Here is a 21,098-nt window from a genome sequence, read left to right as displayed (position 1 = left end):
AGGAGCGCGCCATGCATGAGTTGAGTATTGCCAACAGCGTCGTCGAGATTTGCGCGGAGCAGGCCAACGGTGCGCGCGTGAGAAGTGTGACACTCGAAATCGGGCAATTGTCGGCAGTGATGCCGGATGCGATCCGGTTTTGCTTCGACGTCTGCGCGAAGGATACGGCGGTGGAGGGCGCGACCCTGGAGATCATTGAAATTCCAGGGCGGGCACGTTGCCTTGCGTGTGGCGAGACACTCGACATCGACGTGCCGTATGGGCAGTGCGAATGCGGGAGCGAAGACCTCGAACTGATTTCGGGGCAGCAGTTGAAGATCCGGCAGATGGAGGTGGTGTGATGTGTACGACATGCGGATGTTCGAATACGCAGGGCGTGGCGGTGACCGATCTGGATGCGGAGGAGGCGGTGCAGGCGGAAACGCAATCGCAATCCGCGCAGGATGGCGCTGCGCTGGGAGCGCGTGAACCGGCATATCGGCGAGTGATTGCACACGAGCAGGGCCATGCACACCCCCATCCGCACAGCCACTCGCATGTGCATAGCCAGTCACATACACACGACTCACTGCATTCGGACGACCACGCCCATTCACACGGCCACCCCCCGCACCCTCACCCTCATGAGCCTTTACCTGATGGTGACCCGGCGCATGCGGATTTGCACGACGGTGTCTTTGCGCATTCACACGGGCATGAGCATTCACATGACGGCGATCACTTGCATGGTCATACCCATGTACATGATCACCCGCACGACCACGACCATGGGAGCGAGCATGTCACTTCAATTACGTTGGAGCAGGACATTCTGGCGAAGAACCAATTGTTGGCCGAACGCAATCGCGGCTGGCTGGCGGGCCGTTCGATTCTCGCGCTGAACCTGATGAGTTCGCCGGGTGCGGGCAAGACGACGTTGCTCGAGCGCACGATCCACGATCTCGGCGCGACGTTGCCGCTGACGGTAATCGAAGGCGACCAGGCGACGCTCAACGACGCCGAGCGGATTCGCGCAACCGGCGCGCGTGTCGTTCAGATCAACACGGGCACGGGTTGTCATCTGGATGCGGAGATGGCTTCGCGCGCTCTGACGCAGCTTGATCCGCCGATGCATTCGGTTCTGATGATTGAGAACGTAGGCAACCTGGTGTGTCCCGCGTTGTTTGATCTTGGCGAAAGGGCCAAGGTTTTGATTCTTTCCGTGACGGAAGGTGAGGATAAGCCGATCAAGTATCCGCATATGTTTCGGGCTTGTTCGTTGTTGTTGTTGAACAAGATCGATCTGTTGCCGTATTTGCGGTTTGATGTTGGGCGGTGCATGGACTATGCACGGAAGGTCAATCCTCAGATTGAGATTTTGCAGGTGTCGGCGCAGAGCGGCGAGGGGATGGAGGCATGGTATGGGTGGGTTGGGGCGCTGCGCGCGCTCGGGCGTTAACGTTATATGCCTGCTCGGCGCTTTTTTGTCTGTTTGCCTGCGGTGTTGGGCTTTGCTTTAGTTTTTTTGCCTGCTCGGCGCTTGTTTCTGTTTGCCTACGGCGTTGGCCTTTCCTTGATTTGATATTGGATTATTAGCGTCGCCCCTGTGCGGGGCGGGCACCTACTTTTCTTTGCCTGCCGCAAAGAAAAGTAGGCAAAAGAAAGCGGCTCAAACCGCTAGCTCATAAGCGGGTCCCCCGCACAGCCACGGTAGTGGCGCATCTGGAATCCGTGCCCTCGCACCTTCAGCGCTAGTGACAAAGGGCTCATCAGCTCCCACTCCGCACTGCGTGCGTCGCGGACGGGTCTGCATGGGAAACCAGAGGCTTCGTTTGGGCGCGGTGGGAGCCATCGGCTTCGCCTCGGCGAAACGCCTCTGCTCGCATGGGCAAACTCATACCTCAAATGAAATGTCAGTGAGTCGCAGTGGCAGTGGCAGTGGCAGTGGCAGTGTTGACGTGGCCGCCGGCCGCGGTTCCGTGACAAACGCGGGAGCCGGAACACAACGGACGGTTTTATGAAATGCCCTTCGGCGCGCGCGGCGCCGCCGGAGGTATGACTGCTTTGTCACCAAGGCCGAATGTGCGAGGGCACAGATTCCAGATGCACCACTGCCCCCTCCGAGCTAGGGGACCCGCTTAAGAATTAGCGGTTGGAGCCGCTTTCTTTTGCCTACTTTTCTTTGCGGCATGCAAAGAAAAGTAGGTGCCTGCCCCGCACAGGGGCGACGCTAATAGTCCAATATCAAATCAAGGAAAGGCCAACGCCGCAGGCAAACAGACAAAGCGCCGCGCAGGCAAAAAAAACCTACACCGCCATTACAGCCCTCTTCCTCTCGGCCCGCTGCATAAAATAATTAGCAGCAACAACCCCAACCGTAACAACAGCAATAAACAACGTAGCCAACGCATTCATCTCAGGATTCAACCCAAGCCGAACGCGAGAGAAAACGACCAACGGCAACGTAGTCGACCCAGGCCCCGACAAAAACGCCGACAACACCAGATCGTCGATAGACAAAGTAAACGACAACAACCACCCAGAAACCAGAGCCTGCGAAATCAACGGCAACGTAATGAAGAAAAACACCTTCAGCGGCGTAGCCCCAAGATCAAGCGCGGCCTCCTCAAGAGAAGGATTCAACTCCTTCACCCGTGACTGCACAATGATGGCCACATAAGAAATACACAACATCACGTGCCCGATCCAGATCGTGAAAATACCACGCCCGGCGGGCCATCCCAACCACTTGGCCATTTCGATGAACAGCAGCAGCAGCGAAATCCCCTGAATCACCTCGGGAATCACCAGCGGCGCATTGATCATCCCGGTATAAAGCGTAAACCCACGAAACCGCCCCATCCGGGCCAAAACAAACCCGGCCCACGTGCCGATGATCACCGACGCAAACGCCGTCAGCAACGCCACGCGCAACGACAACCACGCAGCCGCGATCAACTCGTCATCCTGCAACAACGCCGCATACCAGCGCGTGGAAAACCGCGTCCACACCGTGACCAGTTGCGATTCGTTGAACGAATACACAATCAGACTCACGATCGGAATGTAGAGAAACAAAAACCCAATCCCCAAGGCAATGAACTGAAAAATTCGGTTTGGCTTCATCAGCGTCTTTCCTCCATCGCCTTCGCCTGCGCGTACTGGAAAAACGCCATCGGCACCAATAACAACAACACCATCGCGCACGTCACGGCAGACGCCATCGGCCAATCGGCATTGTCGAAAAACTCATTCCACATCACACGGCCAATCATCAGCGTGTTCGCGCCGCCCAGCAATTCCGGAATCACGTACTCGCCTACCGCCGGAATAAACACCAGCAAACAACCGGCAATGATGCCGTTCTTCGACAGCGGCAAGGTAATCTGCCAGAACGCCCGCCACGGCTTCGCGCCGAGATCGTAAGCGGCTTCCAGCAACGTCATGTCCATCTTCACCAGATGCGCATACAGCGGCATCACGAGAAACGGCAGGTACGAATACACCATGCCGATATAAACCGCGGTGTTCGTGTGGTACAGCTCGATCGGCGTATGGATCAACCCGGTCGACATCAGGAAGTTGTTCAGCAAGCCGTTATTCTTTAGGATGCCGATCCATGCATACACGCGAATCAGAAACGACGTCCAGAACGGTAGCATCACGGCCATCATCAACAGATTGCGGCTCGCCGGATTCGATCGCGCAATGTAGTACGCCATCGGATACCCGATCAGCAAACACAGCAACGTGGATATCGCCGCGACCACCACCGAATTCACATAGGTCGCGAAATACAGGCTGTCGGTCAGCAGAAACGCATAGTGCGACAGGTCCAGCGCGACGTGAACCACACCATCCGTGTACGTGGTCAGTTCCGTATAGGGCGGAATGCCAAGCTGCAAATCGGCAAAGCTGATCTTCACGACCAGCAGGAACGGCACAAGGAAGAACAGCAGCAGCCAGATGAACGGCCCGGCCACCACCGCGGTGCGGCCGTTCAGGTTGAAACGGCGCACCGGCCACGACGCCAGAGAACTGATCGAGCGCTTCATGACGTCAGCACCACACCGGCCGACGCGCTCCAGCGCACATACACTTCGTCGCCCCAGGTGGGCGGGTCGATCTCCGTCAATGCCAGGCTCGTCACGTTGGCAATCACCGTTTTGCCGGCGTCGAGCTTCACGTGATACAGCGAATAGCTGCCCATGTACGCGACATCCGAGACCACGCCGCGCGCCCAGTTGTGCGGCGTCGACGGTTTTTCGAGCGACACCTTCACGCGTTCCGGCCGCACCGAGATGCCCACCGGCATGCCGAGCGGGCCGGTAATGCCATGGCTCACGTAGATGTTCGTTTCGAGGTCTTCGCTTTCGACGAAGATGTGATCCGGTTCGTCCGCGACCACGGTGCCTTCGAACAGGTTGGTCGAGCCGATGAACTCGGCCGAGAAGCGGCTATTCGGAAACTCGTACACCTGGCTGGGCGAGCCGATCTGTACGATGCGGCCTTCGCTCATCACGGCGAGGCGCCCCGCCATCGTCATGGCTTCTTCCTGATCGTGTGTCACCATCACGCAGGTGACGTCGACCTTGTCGATGATGTTCACCAGTTCAAGCTGCGTTTTCTGGCGGATCTGTTTGTCGAGCGCGGACATCGGTTCGTCGAGCAGCAGCAGCTTGGGGCGTTTGACGAGCGAACGGGCCAGCGCCACACGCTGCTGCTGGCCGCCAGAGAGCTGATGCGGTTTGCGCTGCGCATATTTGGTCATTTGCACGAGATTGAGCACGTCGGCAACCCGTTCCTTGATCTCGTTCTTCGGCGTGCCTTCCTGCTTGAGGCCGAACGCGATATTCGATTCGACCGTCATGTGCGGGAACAGCGCATACGACTGGAACATCATGTTGACCGGCCGCTTGTACGGCGGCATCGCGGCGAGATCTTCGCCGTCGACGAAAATGCGCCCGGAGGTGACCGTTTCCAGTCCGGCGAGCATGCGCAGGAGCGTGGACTTGCCACAGCCTGAGCTGCCGAGCAGGGCGAACAGTTCGTTCTTCGCAATGCTCAGGTTGACGTTATCGACAGCGGTGCTGTCGCCGAATTTTTTCACGACATTTTCAATGCGAACGAATTCGTCCGATTTCGATTTTGTCGTCGGTGCGGGGCGGGCCGTCTGGGCGGCGCCGGCCGTGCTTTTTAAGGTCGTCGAGTTCATGATGTAACCATTCCTTGCGGATCGCGGGCGCAAGTGTCTCCATACGAGGCGCGGGAAGCGGCTCGCAAATGCGGCGCGATCGGAAAACATGGGACTGCGCGCGGGTGGGACGCTAAAAGCGCGCAGGCTGACTACCGTTACTGCCATTCATGCGCTCAGGGTTCGAGCGATCCCTGAGCGCGGGATCGATTCTTTCTAGTTTGGTTTAATCAATGACCGGTTTTAAGCTGTGCCCAAAGACGGTTTTCAAGGCGCAGAACGTCGGTCGGCATCGGCTTCATCAGTGTCATCTTGCTCAACACGTCGTCGCCCGGATAAACGGTCTTGTCCTGACCGACCGCCGGTGTGACGAACTGGCGCGCGGCCTTGTTCGCGGTCGGGTAGAACACTTCGTTGGTGATCGCAGCGTTGACCTTCGGATCTTCGATGTAGTTGATCCACTTCAGTGCGGCTTCAGGATGCGGTGCGTCTTTCGGGATTACCATCACGTCGAACCACAGCAGACCACCTTCCTTGACGTTCGAGAATTTCACGTCGTATGAACGCTTTGCTTCGGCGGCGCGGCGGCTGGCGATGCCGACGTCGCCCGACCATGCCACCGCGACGCAGACGTCGTTGTTGGCGAGGTCGTTGATGTAGCCGGACGAGTTGAACTGGGTGATATACGGACGGACTTTCTTCAGCATTTCGAACGCTGCCTGATAGTCAGCGGGGTTTGTGCTGTTCGGATCCTTATGCATGTATTGCAGCGCGGCAGCGAAGACGTCGACGGGCTGATCGAGGAACGACACGCCGCAGCCCTTCAACTTCGACAGATTGGCCGGGTCGAACACCAGGGCCCAGCTATCCACCGGCGCATTGGCACCGAGCGCCTTCTGCACGGCCTGCACGTTGTAGCCGACACCGTCAGTGCCGTAGGCCCAGGGCACACCGTACTGGTTGCCCGGATCGGCATCGGTAATCATCTTCATCAACACGGGGTCGAGATTCACGAGGTTCGGCAGCTTCGACTTGTCGAGCTTCTGATACACGCCGGCCTGAATCTGCTTGGCCATGTAGTTCGACGTCGGCACCACGATATCGTAACCGGAGCTGCCCGCAAGCAGTTTGGCTTGCAACGTATCATCGCTATCGTAGTTGTCGTATTTAACGTGAATGCCGTCCTGCTTCTCGAAGTTCGGAATCGTGTCTTTCGCGATGTAGTCCGACCAGTTGTAGACATTCAGTTCCGTGTCGGCCGCAAGGGCCGGCGTAACCGACAACGCCGCAAAACCCGTGAAGGCGAGAAGCGCGGCCCCCGCGACCGCATGACGAAGATGACAAACGCTCATGGTTTTTTCCCTTGAAGGTAGTAGATTGTGTTTACTTTAAGTAGGAATACATAAGAAACCATAAAACGATCGGATCGCCCCGTCCGGATATCCTCCGCTCATGCAGTGACGGCACTGTGCCGACGAAAATGCAAGCCGCCGAGTACTGGCACCGACCATTCTTTTTTCGCATCTGAACCAGCCAGCCATTTAATCTACATTCCTAACTATTTGGATGAACTGAATAGCGACAGGAATGGATGGAGAATCGTTGCTCATCCGGCATCGCGTCTCTCGCGTTGCCGACTGGTGAACCATTCTCGGCCGAACAATATCTGATGAGAATTGATGTTTTTTGCTTGGTTTGATCAATTTCTCTCATGTCTTCTGCAGCGGGCAGCAGGAGACACAAAAGCCGCCCGCTAACCCGGAGCTAGACACGCGTGTGTTCGAGAGGCTGCCGCAGCGGCAGCCCAAGGTCGAAAATGGAACATCGGTGGGAACTTCGATGACGTCCGTCTGCCTCGGCGCGGAGCCCAGGCGGAGCCCAAGCCGCGGCTAATCGTCCGGATCGTGCAAACTTTGGCGGTGGACTCGCGCAAACTGCTAAACGGATGCCATCGCGCCATGGACGGTCAATAACTGCAGCGATCCACGCGGTGTTCGCCACGTAAGGTAGTGAATCTGACAGTCGCTGAGATAACTCAGTCAGCAAGGTCGCTGAGAAATTTGCGGGCCGGAGCGAAGAACGTCACGCCGGCGACGGCCTTGGAGAAGTCCAGGATCCGGTCGTGAAGCGGTGGAGGATCGCCGATGAACATCCGCTCCATCATCTTCTCGATCACCCAAAGGTGGCGCGAATAACCGATGAAGTAGGTGCCGTACTCGCCCCGTCCCGGGACCGCGAACGGCATGTTATCGCGCAGGATGTCGTGCTCGCCGTCGGCGTCCTGGATCGTGCAGAGCGTCTTGTGCGACTTTTGACCCTGCGTCGCGTCCGGTAACTCGACGTTGTCGAACTTGGTGCGCCCGATAATCGCCTCCTGGGTTTCGACTTTTTGAGCGCGCCAGGCTGAGAGGTCATGAAGGTACTTCTGGATCACGACATAGCTACCGCCGGCGTAGTCGGGATCCTCCTCGCCGACGATCGTCGCGGCGGGCAGGTCAAGGCCGTCGGGATTCGCGGTGCCGTCGACAAACTCGAGCAGGTCGCGCCCGTCGAAGTAGCGGAACCCAGCCACGTCGTCGACCGCCGTGACGGCGTCGCCGAAGGCCTCAAGGAGAAGCTTCTCGAACTCGATGATCAGATCCATCGTGTCGGCACGGATGTGATAGAGCAGATCACCTGCTGTGGCCACCGCCGTGTGCGTAGCGCCCCGCACCTCCCGGAACGGCACAAGCTCGCTCGGCGCGGGTTTGCCGGTGAGCGGTCCCCAGACACGATGCGAGATCCCGACGTTGCAGGTAAACAGGCCGCTATTGGCTCGGATCCTGAGGTCTTTTATGAGGTCGCCGGTACTGGCCACCACGGAGCGGGCGGTGGCGATCGATGCGTCATCATCCTTGACGACAAGCACGAGAAACGCGGCGGCCGCCGACAGCGGAGCATCGACGGATTGCGGCTCGGTGTCGAGTGCGCGCTGGGCGTTGGAGATCGGCGAAGCTTTCGGGCTCACGGATGCCTCCTGTGGCGAAGCGAGGTGAGCATTGCCGAAGAACACCCTTGGCAAATTCAATCATGGCCGTGAGGCACGGGTCAAGCGCAATGTGACCGTAAGCCTTCTAATTCACAATGAGACTTCCCCCCTTTGGTTAAGAGACGTCAACATGCGCAAAGACCCCGTTCACCTCAAGTTGAGCGAGCTTCTCGATGCAAACGCACACTTTGACCTTGCGGCTAGAGGGACAACGAACCATTGCCCGATGGCGCTTGTTGCCTTGGCCGAAATGGGGGCTTCGCCAGTTCGACTGCAGGCGTTCTTCGATATGTGGGAGCGCGAGTACGCCTTGAGTGCTCCGCCGATCGACGCGGTTATCGCTCGTCACGAATGGGCACGACATTTAGGCGAACGAGCCGCATTCGGCGCATTGCGCCTTTGCTTTCAGGACTGGATCGCCGACGCCGGCCCCGATCCCGTGATCACGACAGTGCTGCAGGAGGTGCCTTTCGCTCCTGCTACGCAGGCCTTCCACTCGCTGATCCGGCTGGCCTACGGCATTGAGGCCGGGCATGCCGGCGAGATTGCCGCGGGCTTGGCGTCGTTAATCTCGTCGCATCTGCCGATTGACGTTAGTCCGGAAGAAAATCGCACGGCGAGGCGCGCTGATGCAGGATTCGACCACGTCGCCCAGGCACTGAGCGGCACGGCTTTCGAGGGCACCTCGATCACGTCGCGCTTGCGTGCTGTTGGAGCCGATCCGCGGTTTGGCAACGCCGTGCTTGCGCCTCCCGCCGATGTGGCGTTGCTGGACGATCTGGCGCGGGCGACAATTGGCGCTTACTGGCGTAAGCCGGACTTCACCTTGCTCCATACGGTTACCGCAACGCGAGCCGCGCGAATCGTCTTTGCCCAGCTTCCCGATGAACTGGTCAAGCAATTGCTGCCGGGCCTGTGGATTGCGCTATGCGCCGCTTATGCAACGGTCGGCAGACTGGCTGACGCAGAAGCAAACATCCCGGATCTCGCCATCGACTGGAACGACGTGTGCGGGATGGCGGTCGCCTCGGACGACGATCACGTGATCAAGATGACCTACACCTGTTTTTGCGAGCACCGACGCGACCCATCGCCGCTATACCTCGCATCAGCGGCAAGGCTAGTGTCGTAGCGGCCTTCCGTTCGCGTCGCATCATGGCTTACGGAAAGATCAATAGCTCGGAGCCGTCTTGAGCTGAGGGCGCAGCGCCAGACAGAAAGCGGCAACATGCGTAATCATCAGCAAGGGCACGTAGATGATCGGAATCGCGTACACGGCGCCAAATTCTCCCGCATGCGCAGGAAGGTCGGCCTGAATTGCGTGGTAGTAGTCGACGATGATGTCGGTCGCACCCACAAAATTGAAGGCTACGACGAACAACCAGAAGAGTCGGCGTATGCGTACCGTCAGGAGCGCCAGCATCGCCAGCACGCCCGTTGCGAAATCGCCGTATGCGGCAAACACGGCGAAGCTGGCAGGAAGATCGGGACTGACGATGCCCGGGAGGATGAAGACAAGCCCGAAAAAACGGAAACTGTGCAACGTGGCGATTGCGCGCTGCGCGTCGAATGGGGCCATCGACTTGAGCCTGGGCCAGACGTATGCGCCGAAGCAAAGAAGCCACGCGACATACCCCAGAACGAGTTGCAACTGAAAGAGAAGTTTCGGTGACATGGTGCTTGTTATCCAGTGTTGGGTGGAGCATTGATGGTCGGGAACGCGATCAGGCGGCGCGTCGTCGGATCAGTTGCCGCAGCGACAGCGCGTGCAGCAGGATCGAGCTGGGCACCACGAAAGCAGGGGTCAGTACATACGGATAAGCGCCCGCGCTAATGCTTAGCCCATGCAGAGCGATCAACTGGAAGCGGCCGGGCGCGGTGATCATCCCCAAGGTAATCGCGACGGCGAAATCGGCAAGGCCGAAGAAGTTCCAGGCGATCGCCGTCTTGCGCCCTGGAGCCGTGCCGCTTGCCAGGGATATCGCCGCCGGCAGTGCGAATAGGCCGGTCAGCACGTCGCCCATCCCTGCCGGCAGCGCGACGATGCCTGGCATCACGCCGTGCAGCCAGGCAGCGAGAGCCCAGCTGCCGAATATGCGGTAAAGCTGAAGCGCGACGAGCCAGGTCGCCGGCATCGCGTCGAGCACTTGACCGACCCGCTTCGAAAACAGCAACAGAGGCGCGCCAATGATTACCGGCAGGAAGATCGCCATAGGCAGGAACGGCACCGGTGGGGGTGTGGCACTCAGGAGAAAGACGCCATTGATCGCCGCACTCCAGACGACTGCAAACCAAAGCGTGTCCGGGATCATGATCGCAAGCCAGGTCGCGCGGCGTTGGCCCGGCGTCAGGTCAGTGCTTTCGAGACCGCGCCACAAGCCAAGCGCGATAAACGCATGGGCCATCAGCTGGTGGGCCGTGGTCTGAACCCCGCTGGAGGGGATTATTGGCTGCCAGTAGATCAACGCAATCCACATGGCCGTCAGCGGCGCGAACCAGAGCAGGCTGCGCCAGGCGGGGCGCGGCGGGACGATCCTGGCGGAATCAGCGCGCGTAATCAGCGGCGGTTCGCCAGATGAATCCTGGACTTCGTGGCCGGTCAGGCCGGTCGTGCGATCGTGTTCGCGCACGCCATCAAGTACGTCAGTCATTGAAGGATCTCCCACTCCTGATCTGCAGGTGTTAGGTGTACCATCGTCTCGCGCGAGTGACTATTCATCACAATGTTGACAGGCTATGAAGCAGAACTTCACAGTTCGGCAGGGTGCGCTCGATGGCGTGGAGGTGTTTTTGAGCGTTGCCCAGCATCGCAGCTTTCGAAAGGCAGCTGCAGAACTCGGCGTGACGCCATCGGCCGTCAGCCAGACGGTGCGCGTGCTCGAAGCGCGCATTGGCGCAGCGCTCTTCATGCGCACCACGCGCAGTGTCGGCCTGACCGAGGCCGGCGAACGGTTTCTTTCGCGCGCCAAGCCCGCCTTCGAGGAACTTGTCGCGGCCGGCGAGGTTGCGCGCGGGCTCGGTCAGCGGCCGACCGGATTGCTGCGTCTCACCGTACCGCGCGCGGTTGTCCCGATCCTGCTGGAACCGCTGATCGCATCCTTCTGCAAGGCCTATCCCGAGATCGAGGTGGAGCTTGCCACCAGCAAGGAGGTGATCGATATTGCGGCGGAAGGATTCGACGCCGGCATCCGGCTGGGGCATCTCGTCGCCGCCGACATGGTCGCGGTGCCATTGACGCCGCCGTTTCGCCTCATCGTTGTCGGTAGTCCTTACTACTTCGCGGCGCATGGCCGGCCCGAAAACACGGACGATCTGCGCCAACACGCATGCCTGCGATGGCGGCGCTCCAGCGGCGCACTCGCGCCATGGTCATTCAACGTCAACGGGCAGGCGATCGAAATCGCCGTATCCGGTCCGTTGATCGCCGGCGATTTTCCGACCATGCTTGGCGCCGCGATCGAAGGCCTGGGCCTCGCGCAGCTACCCGAGCCGATGGTCGCCGAAGGGTTGAGAGCAGCAAGACTGGTGCACGTGCTGGAAGCGTACGCGCCGGTGCTTCCGGGGGTGTTTCTCTGCTATCCCAGTCGCCGGCAAATCTTGCCGAAGCTGCGCGCGTTCATTGATCACGTGAAGAGCCGCCAGGCGGGCGATGGCAAAGTCCAGGCACAAAGTGTCGCCGGGCGAGCCGGATCGCGGAAGAAGCGTTGATGGCCGTTCGGAGACGGACGGTCGGTGCAGGACCCGGGCCGACCCTTGAATGCCGAACTTGCGCGGCCGACCAATCTGAGACGTTAAGGAAGAAATCTCAGCGTGGCCAAACCAGGGCCATCAAGCGGCGTTCGCAAACGAAATTTTTAGCCTATCCGGACAGGATCCATGACTGCGCGACCGAGACTGACGTTGCATGAATGCGTCTTCATGTCCCCGAAAAAATGCTAATAGACCTACCTCGGACATGTGAAACCCTGTATCTTCGACTGAATAGTGGCGTGGCATAATCGGCGTCGTTCATTGCTTCCTCCCGTCCTTAGCGGCCAGCATGCTTCGTCTTCGCCTTCAGAAAATCGGTAGCCTGTTGGGATTGCTTGCAATCCTGATGAGTACGCTTGCGCCGACGGTTTCGCAGGCACTGGCGGCACACGATCGGCTCGGCCAGGCACTCGCCACCTACTGCTCGGCAGAACCGGACAACAGCCCGGTCGCGCAGAACAGCAAGTCCTCGCATTCACCGGCATTCCATTGGCAAGCTTGCGCCTATTGCGGCATGCTTGCCCACGCGCCGGTGCTGCCGGGCACGCCAGCGGTGTTTGCCGCCACGCTATCGGTGGCGCGAGCACCGGTCGTCGCAACGCGCGACGCGGTCCACGTCCCCCTTTTCTACACCGCGGCCCAGCCGCGTGCGCCTCCCGTTCTTTCCTGAGTCGATCTGTACCAGAACAGAGTCCGCACTGCGCGAGCAGTCGCGGGATGTCGCCGCACCTAAACGCGGCGATGTATCAAGACAATTGGAGAAGAATTAGATCATGCGTACGTTTTTCAAACGGCACGCGGCGCCCGCACGCGCCGCCCTGATGGCGGCGGCCAGCGCCGCCTGCCTCACCGGTTCGCCGGATGCTTCGGCCCATGCAGTGGTCGGCGACCGCGTATTTCCTGCCACGCTGACCATCGACGACCCCGGTGTCGGCGACGAATTCGACACCCAGTTCGGCCACATCAAAACCCCGGACAGCAACGGTGACAACATGAACGTCAACACCGTGTCGTACGAGTGGGACAAGCTCATCACGAAGAACCTCGCGTTCAGCGTTGCCAGCGACTACGTGACCCAGAACGACCCGAACGGCGGCTCCGCCAAGGGTTGGAACAACGTCACCGTCGGCGCCAAATACCTGATCTACGCGAATGCGCGGCACGAATTCATGGCGTCGATCGGGCTGCTGGCTGCAATCGGCGGCACAGGCGCGAAATCGATCGCCAGCTCGTACTCGACGTTCACGCCGAACGTCTATTTCGGCAAAGGCTTCGGCGATCTGCCCGCCTCGCTCAGCTACCTGCGGCCTTTCGCGATTACGGGGCAGCTCGGTCCCAACCTGACGACGGCATCGTCGGATAACGGTCCGAATTCGTTGGGCTGGGGCCTCACGTTGCAGTACAGCATTCCTTACCTGCAATCGCAGGTCAAAGACCTCGGGCTCCCGCAACCGTTCCGCAACCTGATTCTGGTCGTAGAAGCCCCGATGAGTACCTGTACGGCGGGCGCGTGTGCCGGTCAAACAACCGGGACCGTCAACCCAGGCGTACTCTGGCTCAACCGTTATGGCCAGTTCGGCATCGAAGCGCAGATCCCGGTCAATCGCCTGACCGGCAACCACGTGGGCGTCCTGTTCGACGCTCACCTGTATTTCGACGACATCTTCCCTAACTCTCTCGGCAAGCCGCTCTTCAACTGATGAAAACCGCTCTCCTGAACTCCTCCATGGTGCGCGGCCTCGTCGCCGCGCTGACGTTGACTGTCGCGCAATTCGCGCACGCCCACGCCTATCCGACTCACCAGGTGCCGTCTGCCGGCTCGACCGTCACGACGTCGCAGAAAGATGTGGCCATCGACTTCGATGATGGTCTCGAACCGGCGTTCAGTTCGATCACCGTCACCGATGCGCAGGGCAAGCCGGTGACGAGCGGCAAATCCGTGATCGATCCGTCCAACAGGAAGCACATGTCGGTGGCGCTGAACCCACTGACGCCGGGCGCCTACTCGGTTGCCTGGGTGGCGGTCGCTGACGACGGGCACCGCACGCAGGGGCACTACACCTTCACGGTGAAGTAACAGCGAATCCGCCCCTTCTCGTTTCCGCTTATCCGGCGATGCGCTCGGTCGTCATGGCGCGCGACAACCCGTGCATCGGCCGGCGCAACGCGACATCGAAGGGATTGGTTTGCGGGCCGATCGCATCGGCCTGGCGGCGCAGCAATTCGACCACCATCGGCAGTCGATCGTCGCCGAGACGCGCCGCCAGCGTGCCGACGCTCAATGCCGCCACCGCCACGCCGGTACGGTCCAGAATCGGCACCGCGACGCCCGCCATGCCGTCGAGCACCCCGCTATTGCGGCCCGCGTAACCGAGTTGGCGCACGCGTTCGATCTCGGTACGCAAATACACTTCGTCGAGCACGCCATAGCCGCGAATGCGCGGCACGTTAAAGCGAATGATCTCTTCACGCTCGGCTTCCGGCAGGAACGCGAGAATCGCCAGACTCCCCTGGCCGACACCCAATGCGACGCGCCCGCCGATATCGCCGGTAAACGAGCGAATCGGAAACGGCCCTTCGCAGATGTCGAGACACACCGCGTCGAAGCTGCTTTTGACCAGCAGGAAAATCGTGTCGCCGAGACTCGCGCACAGCCGCAGCAACGCCGGACGGCACAGCGTGCGCATGCCGCTCGGATTGCCGGCCTGCGCGGCAAGCGCGAAGAAATCCACGCTCAGCCGATAGAGCTTCGAGCTCTCGTCCTGTTCGACAATGCCTTCCGCGATCAGCGCGTGAAGAATGCGGTGCACCGTGCCTTGCGTCAGACCCACCGCTTTCGCGAGACGCGTGACGCGGCCGCCGTCGGATTGCGCTTCGGATAACGCGCGGATCACAGCGAAGGCGCGCTCCAGCATCCCGGGACCGGGCGCACTGCCGGTTTCGGTCAGTGCGGCATCGGCATCTCGTTTGGCGGCAGCATTCATCTCCAGCGCTCCGAATTATTTCATTGATCGGAACACTATAGAGGGTTTTATCCGTGAATGGAATCTTCACGGCACGCTCGTTCCATTTGTACTTTGTTCTGATTCATAGGGATTTTCCGGACTTCATGCAGCGGAACACCTGACGCCGGTTTCATCGAATATCTTCCATTCAACGGAATTTTTCTGAATCTTATACCGGCAAACGGAATTTGAAATTGACGCGATCCAATTTGGCTAGATAGAGTCGGCTCCATCGAGGCAGTAGCCGATTGAACCGGTGTCGATCCATCCAAAGGCCAGATCATGTCGTTCCTCACACTCACGGACGTAGCGAAATCGTTCGGCGATCTGCAGGCCGTCGCCGACGTGAACCTGTCGGTTGAAAAAGGCGAGTTCGTTTCGCTGCTCGGGCCGTCCGGCTGCGGCAAAACCACCACCTTGCAGATGATCGCGGGCTTCGTCGAAACGACGCGCGGGCGCATCACGCTCGACGGCCGCGACATCACGCACATGAAACCGAATAAGCGCGGCCTCGGCATCGTGTTCCAGAGCTACGCGCTGTTTCCGCATATGAGCGTCGCGGACAACGTCGCTTTTGGGCTCGAGATGCGCAACGTCGACAAGGCCGAGCGCAAGGAACGCGTGCGCGAAGCACTGGCGCTGGTGCGGCTCGATACGCTCGCGCACCGCTTTCCGCGCGAGTTGTCCGGCGGTCAGCGCCAGCGTGTGGCGCTTGCCCGCGCGATCGTGATCGCGCCGCCCGTGCTGCTGCTCGACGAACCGATGTCGAACCTCGACGCCAAGCTGCGCGAAGACATGCAGTTCGAACTGCGCGCCATTCAACGCAAGATCGGCACGACCACCATTATGGTGACGCACGACCAGTCGGAAGCGCTGTCGATCAGCGACCGTGTGGTGGTGATGGAAGCCGGCCGCATTACACAGATCGACACGCCGTACGAAGCCTACGAGCGGCCTGAAAACCGATTCGTCTCGCAGTTCATCGGCAAGGCCAACATGCTGGCGGGCACGGTGGTGGCGCGCGACGGCGACGCGATCCGCATCGATCTCGGGCACGACCTCGCCGAGACCGGCCACACCGCACAACTGCCCATGCGCGAACGGGTGATCGGCGTCGGCGACGCGGTCACGTTGTGCATTCGTCCGGAAAAGCTGCGCCTATGCGCGCCGAACGCGGGACGTTTACCGGCCACCGTGACGAGCCGCTTCTTCCTCGGCAGCCAATGGCTGTACCGCGTGGATAGCCGGCTCGGCGAAGTGCTGGTGTGTTGTCAGAATGAGGGCACCGAGCCGCTGCCGGAGGGCGCGGCGGTCGGTGTCGACTGGAACAGCGAGGCGATTCGCTTCATTCAACGGGATGCGCATCATGGCTAGTACGCTGCCCGCTTCGAACCACAGCATGAAGACCGGCAAGGCGCGCCGCGCGCCGTGGCAGGCGTTTTTACCGTTGTGGCTGATGTGCGCGCCGGCTTTCCTGCTGTTTGCGACGCTCGTGCTGGTGCCGCTCGTGATGACGCTGGTGCTGACCTTCTACCGCTTCGATCCGTCGAGCGGCCCGATCGCCGCATTCCAATTCGGCAACTACGCGGAAGTGCTGAAATCGTCGTATTTCCACACGATCTTCCTGCGCACCTTCGGCATCGCCTTTCTGACCACCCTGCTGTGCATCGTGATCGGTACGCCGGAGGCCTACGTGCTGTCGCGAATGCGCGATCCGTATCGCTCGATGTTCCTGCTGATCATTCTCGCGCCGCTGCTGGTCTCGGTCGTGGTGCGCGCGTTCGGCTGGAGCATGCTGCTCAACAGCAACGGCCTCGTGAATCAGGCGCTCGGTCTCGTCGGGCTAGGGCCGTACAAGCTCGAATACACCACCTTCGCCATCGTCATCGCACTGGTGCACGTGATGCTGCCGTTCATGGTGATTCCCGTGTGGACCGCGTTGCAGAAGCTCGACCCGCAAACGGAGAATGCGGCGCTTTCGCTGATGGCATCGCCCGCCATGACCTTGCGGCGCATCGTGTTGCCGCAACTCACGCCGGGCATTCTGTCGGGCAGCCTGATGGTGTTCGGCCTGTCGGCGAGCGCATTTGCGATTCCCGGCCTGCTCGGCGGACGGCGCCTGAAAGTTGCGGCCACTGCCGTCTATGACGAATTCCTCGGCTCGCTGAACTGGCCACTCGGCGCAACCATTGCGCTCCTGCTGCTGGTCGCGAATCTGATCGTGATGCTCACGTACTACCGGATTCTGGAACGCAAGTACACCAGAAGTCTCGGTTAATGCATCGGCTCGTTCATCAGCTCATTCATCGGCTCACTGAGTAAGATCATCATGAGAAAAAACGGCCCCATTGCGCTGATTTTCCACACGCTCGTCATTGCGTTCGTGCTCGCGCCGCTCGTGATCGTCGTGCTGGTCGCCTTCACGCCCGACGAAACGCTCACGCTGCCCACGCACGGCTTCTCGCTGCGCTGGTTCCGCGCGATCCTCGATTACCCGGACTTCATCTCGGCGTTCTTCAACAGCCTGAAGCTGGCGTTTGCCTCTGCCACGTTGTCTTTGATCGTCGCTTTGCCCGCCGCCCTGGCGATCGGCCGTGCCCGCTTTCCGGGCCGGGGCTTCCTCAACGGCTTACTGTTGTCACCGTTGGTGATTCCCGGCCTCGTGCTCGGCATCGCACTGCTGCGCTTCTTCGCGCTGATCGGCGCGACCGGCTCGTTCGCGTGGCTCGTGCTCGCGCACATGATCATCATCACGCCGTTCGTGATGCGGCTCGTGCTGGCCTCGGTCAGCGGTCTCGACCGCAGCGTCGAACATGCCGCGCACTCGCTCGGCGCCGACGCGTGGACCACGTTTCGCCGCATCACCTTCCCGATGATTCTGCCGGGCATTACCGGCGGCTGGTTGCTCGCGTTCATCAACAGCTTCGACGAACTGACGATGTCGATCTTCGTCACCTCGCCGCAAACCGTCACGCTTCCGGTGCGCATGTACATGTACGCAACCGAATCGATCGACCCGATGATGGCTTCGGTCTCCGCGCTGGTGATCTTCATCACAGCGGGCGCGATGCTGCTGCTCGATCGCGTGTATGGGCTCAACCGGATTCTGATCGGCCAGCACTGATGTCTTCTCCTGCCCTCTCTCCCATGCCGTCGAATTTGCCGTCTTCCGAACCCGCCGCGCCGATGCGTGATGCGCAATTTGTTCGCGTTGCGGAGACGCAGCGTGAACCGCTCAGCTTTTTTATCGACGGTCGCGAAGTCTTTGCGCTGCAAGGCGATACGCTGCTCACCGCCGTGCTCATGCAACAACGTCGCGTGCGCGAAAGCGAATTCAGCGGCGCGCCGCGTGCCGGTTTCTGCCTGATCGGAGCTTGCCAGGACTGCTGGATGCGCACCGAAGCGGGCATGCGCTTGCGCGCGTGCTCGACGCTGGTGACAGAAGGCATGCGTGTGGTCACGCGGCTCGCTGACGTTGCCTCTGCTGCTGATGTTGCCTCTGACGTTGCCTCCGTCGCTACAGTTGCATCTGCGGCGGCGGCGACGACGACAAACGGAGACACGCAATGAGCAACGAACACCGCGTGGTTATCGTCGGCGCGGGACCGGCAGGTGTGCGCGCCGCCGAAACGCTGGTGGCGGCCGGTATCAGGCCCATTGTGCTGGATGAAAACGCCCGCTGGGGTGGACAGATTTATCGTCAACCGCCCGCGAACGGTGCATTCCAGCGCTCGAAAAAGACGCTCTACGGTTTCGAAGCGCACAAAGCCGACGCGTTGCATACGACGATGGCCGCGCTTCTTCCGCACCTCGACTATCGCCCCGACACGCTGGCCTGGGCTTGTGAACCGGGCCGTCTCGATACGCTGCACGAGGGACGGGAAATCAGCGTGCCGTTTTCGCATCTGATCATCGCGAGCGGCGCCACTGATCGCGTGCTGCCGGTGCCGGGCTGGACACTACCCGGCGTCTACACACTGGGCGCGGCGCAGGTCGCCTTGAAGGCGCAGGGCTGTGCGATCGGTCGGCGCGTGGTGCTGGCAGGCACAGGGCCGCTGCTCTATCTCGTGGCTTACCAGTACGTGAAAGCAGGCGCACAAGTAGTAGCCGTGCTCGACACGAGTCCGCTATCGCAGCAGATTGCCGCGGCGCCGAAACTCGCGCGGCAACCTGCTACGTTCGCCAAAGGACTCTTTTACGTCGGCTGGCTAAAGATGCACGGCGTGCGGATCGAACGCGATGTGAGCCTGATCGGCATTCACGGCGCGCAAGGCGTGAGCGCAATCAAATGGCGTCCTTCAACCGACTGCTCAAAGACCGAAACCCTCGCGTGCGACGCCGTTGGCATCAGCTTCGGCCTGAAGCCTGAAACCCAACTCGCCGATCTCGCCGGGTGCCGCTTCCGCTTCGATACGCACAATCGTTGCTGGCTGCCCGATCTCGACCCCGCCGGCCGCAGTTCCGTACGGGGCATCTATCTTGCGGGCGACGGTGCGGGCATCGCCGGCGCCGACGCGGCCGAACTCGCCGGCCGCCGCACCGCGCTGGCGCTACTCGACGACCTCGGCATCGCGCATCCACGGGACCTGGGCATGCGCGACGCGGCTTCCCTCGACCGCAGCCTGCAACGTATCGCGGTGTTTCGCCAAGGTATCGAAGCGGCATTCGCGCCACCCGCACAATGCGCGGCGCAATGGCCCGACGACATGACCGTGTGCCGCTGCGAAGAAATCGACGCGGGCACTCTGCGGCGCTGTATCCGCGGTGGCGAAGCGAACGAGATCAATCGCCTGAAAGCGCTCACGCGCGTCGGCATGGGCCGTTGCCAGGGACGCATGTGTGGCGAAGCGGCATTGACGCTGCTGGCGGAAGAAACCGGCAAACCCCTCGAAGCCGTCGGCCGCTTGCGCAGCCAGCCGCCTGTCAAACCGATTCCGCTATCGCCCGCGATGTATTCCGATGACGTCATCGAGATTCCCGAGGAGGCGCGCGATGAGTGACACCCTGCACTACGACGTCGCGATTGCGGGCGGCGGCCTAGTCGGCTCATCGGCGGCGTTGGCGCTGGCACGGCGCGGCTTGCGCGTGGGCCTGTTCGAGCGGCGCTACTGCGGCGCGCAGGCAAGCGGCGTGAACTACGGCGGCGTGCGCGTCCAGGGACGGCCGGTCGAACAGATGCCGCTCGCCATGCGTGCACGGCGCATCTGGGATCGCTTGCCGGAACTGATCGGCATTGACGGCGAGTTCATCGTGTCAGGACATTTGCGGCTCGCGCGCAGCGAAGCCGATATCGCCGCGCTCGAAGCATGGGCCGAGATGGCGCGCGGTCACGGACTGCAAGCGCATTTGATCAGTGGCGCCGCGTTCCGCCAGTGCTATCCATGGCTGGGCGCCGCAGCGATTGGCGGCTCGCTGTGTGCGACCGATGGTCATGCGAATCCGCGTCTGGTCTCGCCCGCGTTCGCCCGTGCCGCGCGAGCCGCACGCGCGGATGTACACGAGCAAACCGAGCTGACCGAGATTCATCACAACGGCACACGCTTCCAGTTACGCGCAGGCGACATGCGCATCAGCGCCGACTGGTTGATCAATTCCGCGGGTGCATGGGCGAACACGGTTGCCGGTTACTTCGGCGAAACCGCACCGATGCAACCGATCTACCCGAACATGTGGGTCACCGAACCGCTGCCACGCTTCATCACGCACAACCTCGGCGTGGTCGGCGGCGGTATCTACGCACGGCAAGTGGCGCGCGGCAATTGCGTGATCGGTGGCGGGCGCGGACATGGCGACGGCGAATACGGTCAACCGTCGACGGAAACCACCCGCGCCGTGATGCGCGACGCGTGCGCCCTGCTGCCCGCGTTGCGCGAGGCGCTGCTGATCCGCACATGGAGTGGCGTGGAAGGTGAAACGCCCGACAGCAATCCGATCATCGGTGCGAGCCGCACGGTGCCACGTCTGCTGCATGCGTTCGGCTTTTCGGGCGGCGGGTTTCTGCTGGCGCCGGGCGTGGGAGAAGTACTCGCGGATCTCGTGATCGACGGCGCCACAAGCACACCGCTCGACGCTTTCTCGATCAATCGCTTCGCCGCTGTTGCTGCGTCATCCGTCGCTTAGTTATTACCTGGTCATTGCTCAG

The 21,098-nt window shown here is 60.9% G+C and carries 21 protein-coding genes; 13 read left to right on the top strand and 8 right to left on the bottom strand.

The window, feature by feature from the left end; all coding sequences use genetic code 11:
• The first annotated feature begins 11 nt into the window (after positions 1–11).
• Both hypA and hypB read left to right on the top strand, forming a co-directional pair.
• A complete protein-coding gene (gene hypA / locus GNZ12_RS32175) occupies positions 12–341 on the top strand; it encodes a hydrogenase maturation nickel metallochaperone HypA (RefSeq protein WP_172316068.1) in 330 nt (109 codons plus the stop codon).
• A complete protein-coding gene (gene hypB / locus GNZ12_RS44640) occupies positions 341–1,438 on the top strand; it encodes a hydrogenase nickel incorporation protein HypB (RefSeq protein ID WP_172316067.1) in 1,098 nt (365 codons plus the stop codon). The genes hypA and hypB overlap by 1 nt, the downstream gene beginning before the upstream one ends.
• A gap of 848 nt (positions 1,439–2,286) precedes the next feature.
• Here hypB and GNZ12_RS32165 read toward each other — a convergent pair.
• From GNZ12_RS32165 to GNZ12_RS32145, 5 genes are all read right to left on the bottom strand, one after another.
• Positions 2,287–3,105, bottom strand: coding sequence for an ABC transporter permease subunit (locus tag GNZ12_RS32165; protein WP_172316066.1), 819 nt, complete (start codon positions 3,103–3,105; stop codon positions 2,287–2,289).
• Positions 3,105–4,034 (bottom strand): ABC transporter permease subunit, encoded by a 930-nt coding sequence (locus GNZ12_RS32160; RefSeq protein ID WP_172316065.1) that lies wholly within the window; start codon positions 4,032–4,034, stop codon positions 3,105–3,107. The genes GNZ12_RS32165 and GNZ12_RS32160 overlap by 1 nt, the downstream gene beginning before the upstream one ends.
• Complete coding sequence (locus GNZ12_RS32155) at positions 4,031–5,194, bottom strand: ABC transporter ATP-binding protein (protein WP_172316064.1); 1,164 nt, start codon at positions 5,192–5,194, stop codon at positions 4,031–4,033. The genes GNZ12_RS32160 and GNZ12_RS32155 overlap by 4 nt, the downstream gene beginning before the upstream one ends.
• Before the next feature lie 209 nt (positions 5,195–5,403).
• Positions 5,404–6,525 carry a polyamine ABC transporter substrate-binding protein gene (locus GNZ12_RS32150; protein ID WP_172316063.1) on the bottom strand — a complete coding sequence of 374 codons (1,122 nt, stop codon included), beginning with the start codon at positions 6,523–6,525 and terminating at the stop codon, positions 5,404–5,406.
• A 683-nt stretch (positions 6,526–7,208) separates the two neighbouring features.
• Entirely contained in the window at positions 7,209–8,180 is a 972-nt protein-coding gene (locus tag GNZ12_RS32145; RefSeq protein WP_172314066.1) for a Dyp-type peroxidase, read from the bottom strand.
• Positions 8,181–8,331: 151 nt separating this feature from the next.
• Here GNZ12_RS32145 and GNZ12_RS32140 point away from each other — a divergent pair, with 151 nt between their 5' ends.
• Positions 8,332–9,333: a questin oxidase family protein gene (locus GNZ12_RS32140; RefSeq protein WP_172314064.1), complete on the top strand. Its 1,002-nt coding sequence runs from the start codon at positions 8,332–8,334 to the stop codon at positions 9,331–9,333.
• A 39-nt stretch (positions 9,334–9,372) separates the two neighbouring features.
• Here GNZ12_RS32140 and GNZ12_RS32135 read toward each other — a convergent pair whose 3' ends face one another.
• Complete coding sequence (locus GNZ12_RS32135) at positions 9,373–9,876, bottom strand: hypothetical protein (RefSeq protein ID WP_172314062.1); 504 nt, start codon at positions 9,874–9,876, stop codon at positions 9,373–9,375.
• A 49-nt stretch (positions 9,877–9,925) separates the two neighbouring features.
• Positions 9,926–10,852 carry an MFS transporter gene (locus tag GNZ12_RS32130; protein WP_235993851.1) on the bottom strand — a complete coding sequence of 309 codons (927 nt, stop codon included), beginning with the start codon at positions 10,850–10,852 and terminating at the stop codon, positions 9,926–9,928.
• Positions 10,853–10,937: 85 nt separating this feature from the next.
• Here GNZ12_RS32130 and GNZ12_RS32125 point away from each other — a divergent pair, with 85 nt between their 5' ends.
• The 4 genes from GNZ12_RS32125 (at position 10,938) to GNZ12_RS32110 (ending at position 14,028) form a co-directional block, all read left to right on the top strand.
• Positions 10,938–11,909 (top strand): LysR family transcriptional regulator, encoded by a 972-nt coding sequence (locus tag GNZ12_RS32125; protein WP_172314060.1) that lies wholly within the window; start codon positions 10,938–10,940, stop codon positions 11,907–11,909.
• Positions 11,910–12,297: 388 nt separating this feature from the next.
• The gene (locus GNZ12_RS32120) at positions 12,298–12,621 is read left to right on the top strand and encodes a DUF2946 domain-containing protein (protein ID WP_235993850.1); all 324 of its coding nucleotides are present in this window, start codon (positions 12,298–12,300) and stop codon (positions 12,619–12,621) included.
• A 103-nt stretch (positions 12,622–12,724) separates the two neighbouring features.
• On the top strand, positions 12,725–13,651 hold the full coding sequence (locus GNZ12_RS32115; RefSeq protein WP_172314056.1) for a hypothetical protein: 927 nt from the start codon (positions 12,725–12,727) through the stop codon (positions 13,649–13,651).
• Positions 13,651–14,028 (top strand): copper resistance CopC family protein, encoded by a 378-nt coding sequence (locus GNZ12_RS32110; RefSeq protein ID WP_172314054.1) that lies wholly within the window; start codon positions 13,651–13,653, stop codon positions 14,026–14,028. Before GNZ12_RS32115 ends, GNZ12_RS32110 begins: the two co-directional genes overlap by 1 nt.
• 28 nt (positions 14,029–14,056) lie before the next feature.
• Here GNZ12_RS32110 and GNZ12_RS32105 read toward each other — a convergent pair whose 3' ends face one another.
• The gene (locus tag GNZ12_RS32105; protein WP_172314053.1) at positions 14,057–14,935 is read right to left on the bottom strand and encodes an IclR family transcriptional regulator; all 879 of its coding nucleotides are present in this window, start codon (positions 14,933–14,935) and stop codon (positions 14,057–14,059) included.
• A 303-nt stretch (positions 14,936–15,238) separates the two neighbouring features.
• Here GNZ12_RS32105 and GNZ12_RS32100 point away from each other — a divergent pair, with 303 nt between their 5' ends.
• The 6 genes from GNZ12_RS32100 to GNZ12_RS32075 are packed head-to-tail and all read left to right on the top strand — an operon-like array spanning position 15,239 to position 21,076.
• Positions 15,239–16,330, top strand: a complete 1,092-nt coding sequence (locus GNZ12_RS32100) for an ABC transporter ATP-binding protein (protein WP_172314051.1) — start codon at positions 15,239–15,241, stop codon at positions 16,328–16,330.
• Entirely contained in the window at positions 16,323–17,234 is a 912-nt protein-coding gene (locus tag GNZ12_RS32095) for an ABC transporter permease (RefSeq protein ID WP_172314049.1), read from the top strand. Before GNZ12_RS32100 ends, GNZ12_RS32095 begins: the two co-directional genes overlap by 8 nt.
• 51 nt (positions 17,235–17,285) lie before the next feature.
• Complete coding sequence (locus GNZ12_RS32090; RefSeq protein ID WP_172314047.1) at positions 17,286–18,080, top strand: ABC transporter permease; 795 nt, start codon at positions 17,286–17,288, stop codon at positions 18,078–18,080.
• A 23-nt stretch (positions 18,081–18,103) separates the two neighbouring features.
• The gene (locus GNZ12_RS32085; protein ID WP_172314134.1) at positions 18,104–18,526 is read left to right on the top strand and encodes a (2Fe-2S)-binding protein; all 423 of its coding nucleotides are present in this window, start codon (positions 18,104–18,106) and stop codon (positions 18,524–18,526) included.
• Positions 18,523–19,956 (top strand): FAD/NAD(P)-dependent oxidoreductase, encoded by a 1,434-nt coding sequence (locus GNZ12_RS32080; protein ID WP_172314045.1) that lies wholly within the window; start codon positions 18,523–18,525, stop codon positions 19,954–19,956. The genes GNZ12_RS32085 and GNZ12_RS32080 overlap by 4 nt, the downstream gene beginning before the upstream one ends.
• Complete coding sequence (locus GNZ12_RS32075; protein WP_172314043.1) at positions 19,949–21,076, top strand: NAD(P)/FAD-dependent oxidoreductase; 1,128 nt, start codon at positions 19,949–19,951, stop codon at positions 21,074–21,076. Before GNZ12_RS32080 ends, GNZ12_RS32075 begins: the two co-directional genes overlap by 8 nt.
• Positions 21,077–21,098 lie beyond the last annotated feature (22 nt).

The sequence above is a fragment of the Paraburkholderia solitsugae genome (assembly GCF_013177695.1).
GTDB classification, from domain to species: Bacteria; Pseudomonadota; Gammaproteobacteria; order Burkholderiales; family Burkholderiaceae; genus Paraburkholderia; species Paraburkholderia solitsugae.
The sequence above is the reverse complement of the archived record's forward strand: the minus strand, read 5'-3'. Positions and strand labels throughout refer to the sequence as shown.

Coding starts and splice junctions, on each gene's coding strand:
- hypA (WP_172316068.1), top strand. CDS start 12: ATGCATGAGTTGAGTATTGCCAACAGCGTCGTCGAGATTTGCGCGGAG.
- hypB (WP_172316067.1), top strand. CDS start 341: ATGTGTACGACATGCGGATGTTCGAATACGCAGGGCGTGGCGGTGACC.
- GNZ12_RS32165 (WP_172316066.1), bottom strand. CDS start 3,105: ATGAAGCCAAACCGAATTTTTCAGTTCATTGCCTTGGGGATTGGGTTT.
- GNZ12_RS32160 (WP_172316065.1), bottom strand. CDS start 4,034: ATGAAGCGCTCGATCAGTTCTCTGGCGTCGTGGCCGGTGCGCCGTTTC.
- GNZ12_RS32155 (WP_172316064.1), bottom strand. CDS start 5,194: ATGAACTCGACGACCTTAAAAAGCACGGCCGGCGCCGCCCAGACGGCC.
- GNZ12_RS32150 (WP_172316063.1), bottom strand. CDS start 6,525: ATGAGCGTTTGTCATCTTCGTCATGCGGTCGCGGGGGCCGCGCTTCTC.
- GNZ12_RS32140 (WP_172314064.1), top strand. CDS start 8,332: ATGCGCAAAGACCCCGTTCACCTCAAGTTGAGCGAGCTTCTCGATGCA.
- GNZ12_RS32135 (WP_172314062.1), bottom strand. CDS start 9,876: ATGTCACCGAAACTTCTCTTTCAGTTGCAACTCGTTCTGGGGTATGTC.
- GNZ12_RS32130 (WP_235993851.1), bottom strand. CDS start 10,852: ATGACTGACGTACTTGATGGCGTGCGCGAACACGATCGCACGACCGGC.
- GNZ12_RS32125 (WP_172314060.1), top strand. CDS start 10,938: ATGAAGCAGAACTTCACAGTTCGGCAGGGTGCGCTCGATGGCGTGGAG.
- GNZ12_RS32120 (WP_235993850.1), top strand. CDS start 12,298: ATGAGTACGCTTGCGCCGACGGTTTCGCAGGCACTGGCGGCACACGAT.
- GNZ12_RS32115 (WP_172314056.1), top strand. CDS start 12,725: ATGCGTACGTTTTTCAAACGGCACGCGGCGCCCGCACGCGCCGCCCTG.
- GNZ12_RS32110 (WP_172314054.1), top strand. CDS start 13,651: ATGAAAACCGCTCTCCTGAACTCCTCCATGGTGCGCGGCCTCGTCGCC.
- GNZ12_RS32105 (WP_172314053.1), bottom strand. CDS start 14,935: ATGAATGCTGCCGCCAAACGAGATGCCGATGCCGCACTGACCGAAACC.
- GNZ12_RS32100 (WP_172314051.1), top strand. CDS start 15,239: ATGTCGTTCCTCACACTCACGGACGTAGCGAAATCGTTCGGCGATCTG.
- GNZ12_RS32095 (WP_172314049.1), top strand. CDS start 16,323: ATGGCTAGTACGCTGCCCGCTTCGAACCACAGCATGAAGACCGGCAAG.
- GNZ12_RS32090 (WP_172314047.1), top strand. CDS start 17,286: ATGAGAAAAAACGGCCCCATTGCGCTGATTTTCCACACGCTCGTCATT.
- GNZ12_RS32085 (WP_172314134.1), top strand. CDS start 18,104: ATGCCGTCGAATTTGCCGTCTTCCGAACCCGCCGCGCCGATGCGTGAT.
- GNZ12_RS32080 (WP_172314045.1), top strand. CDS start 18,523: ATGAGCAACGAACACCGCGTGGTTATCGTCGGCGCGGGACCGGCAGGT.
- GNZ12_RS32075 (WP_172314043.1), top strand. CDS start 19,949: ATGAGTGACACCCTGCACTACGACGTCGCGATTGCGGGCGGCGGCCTA.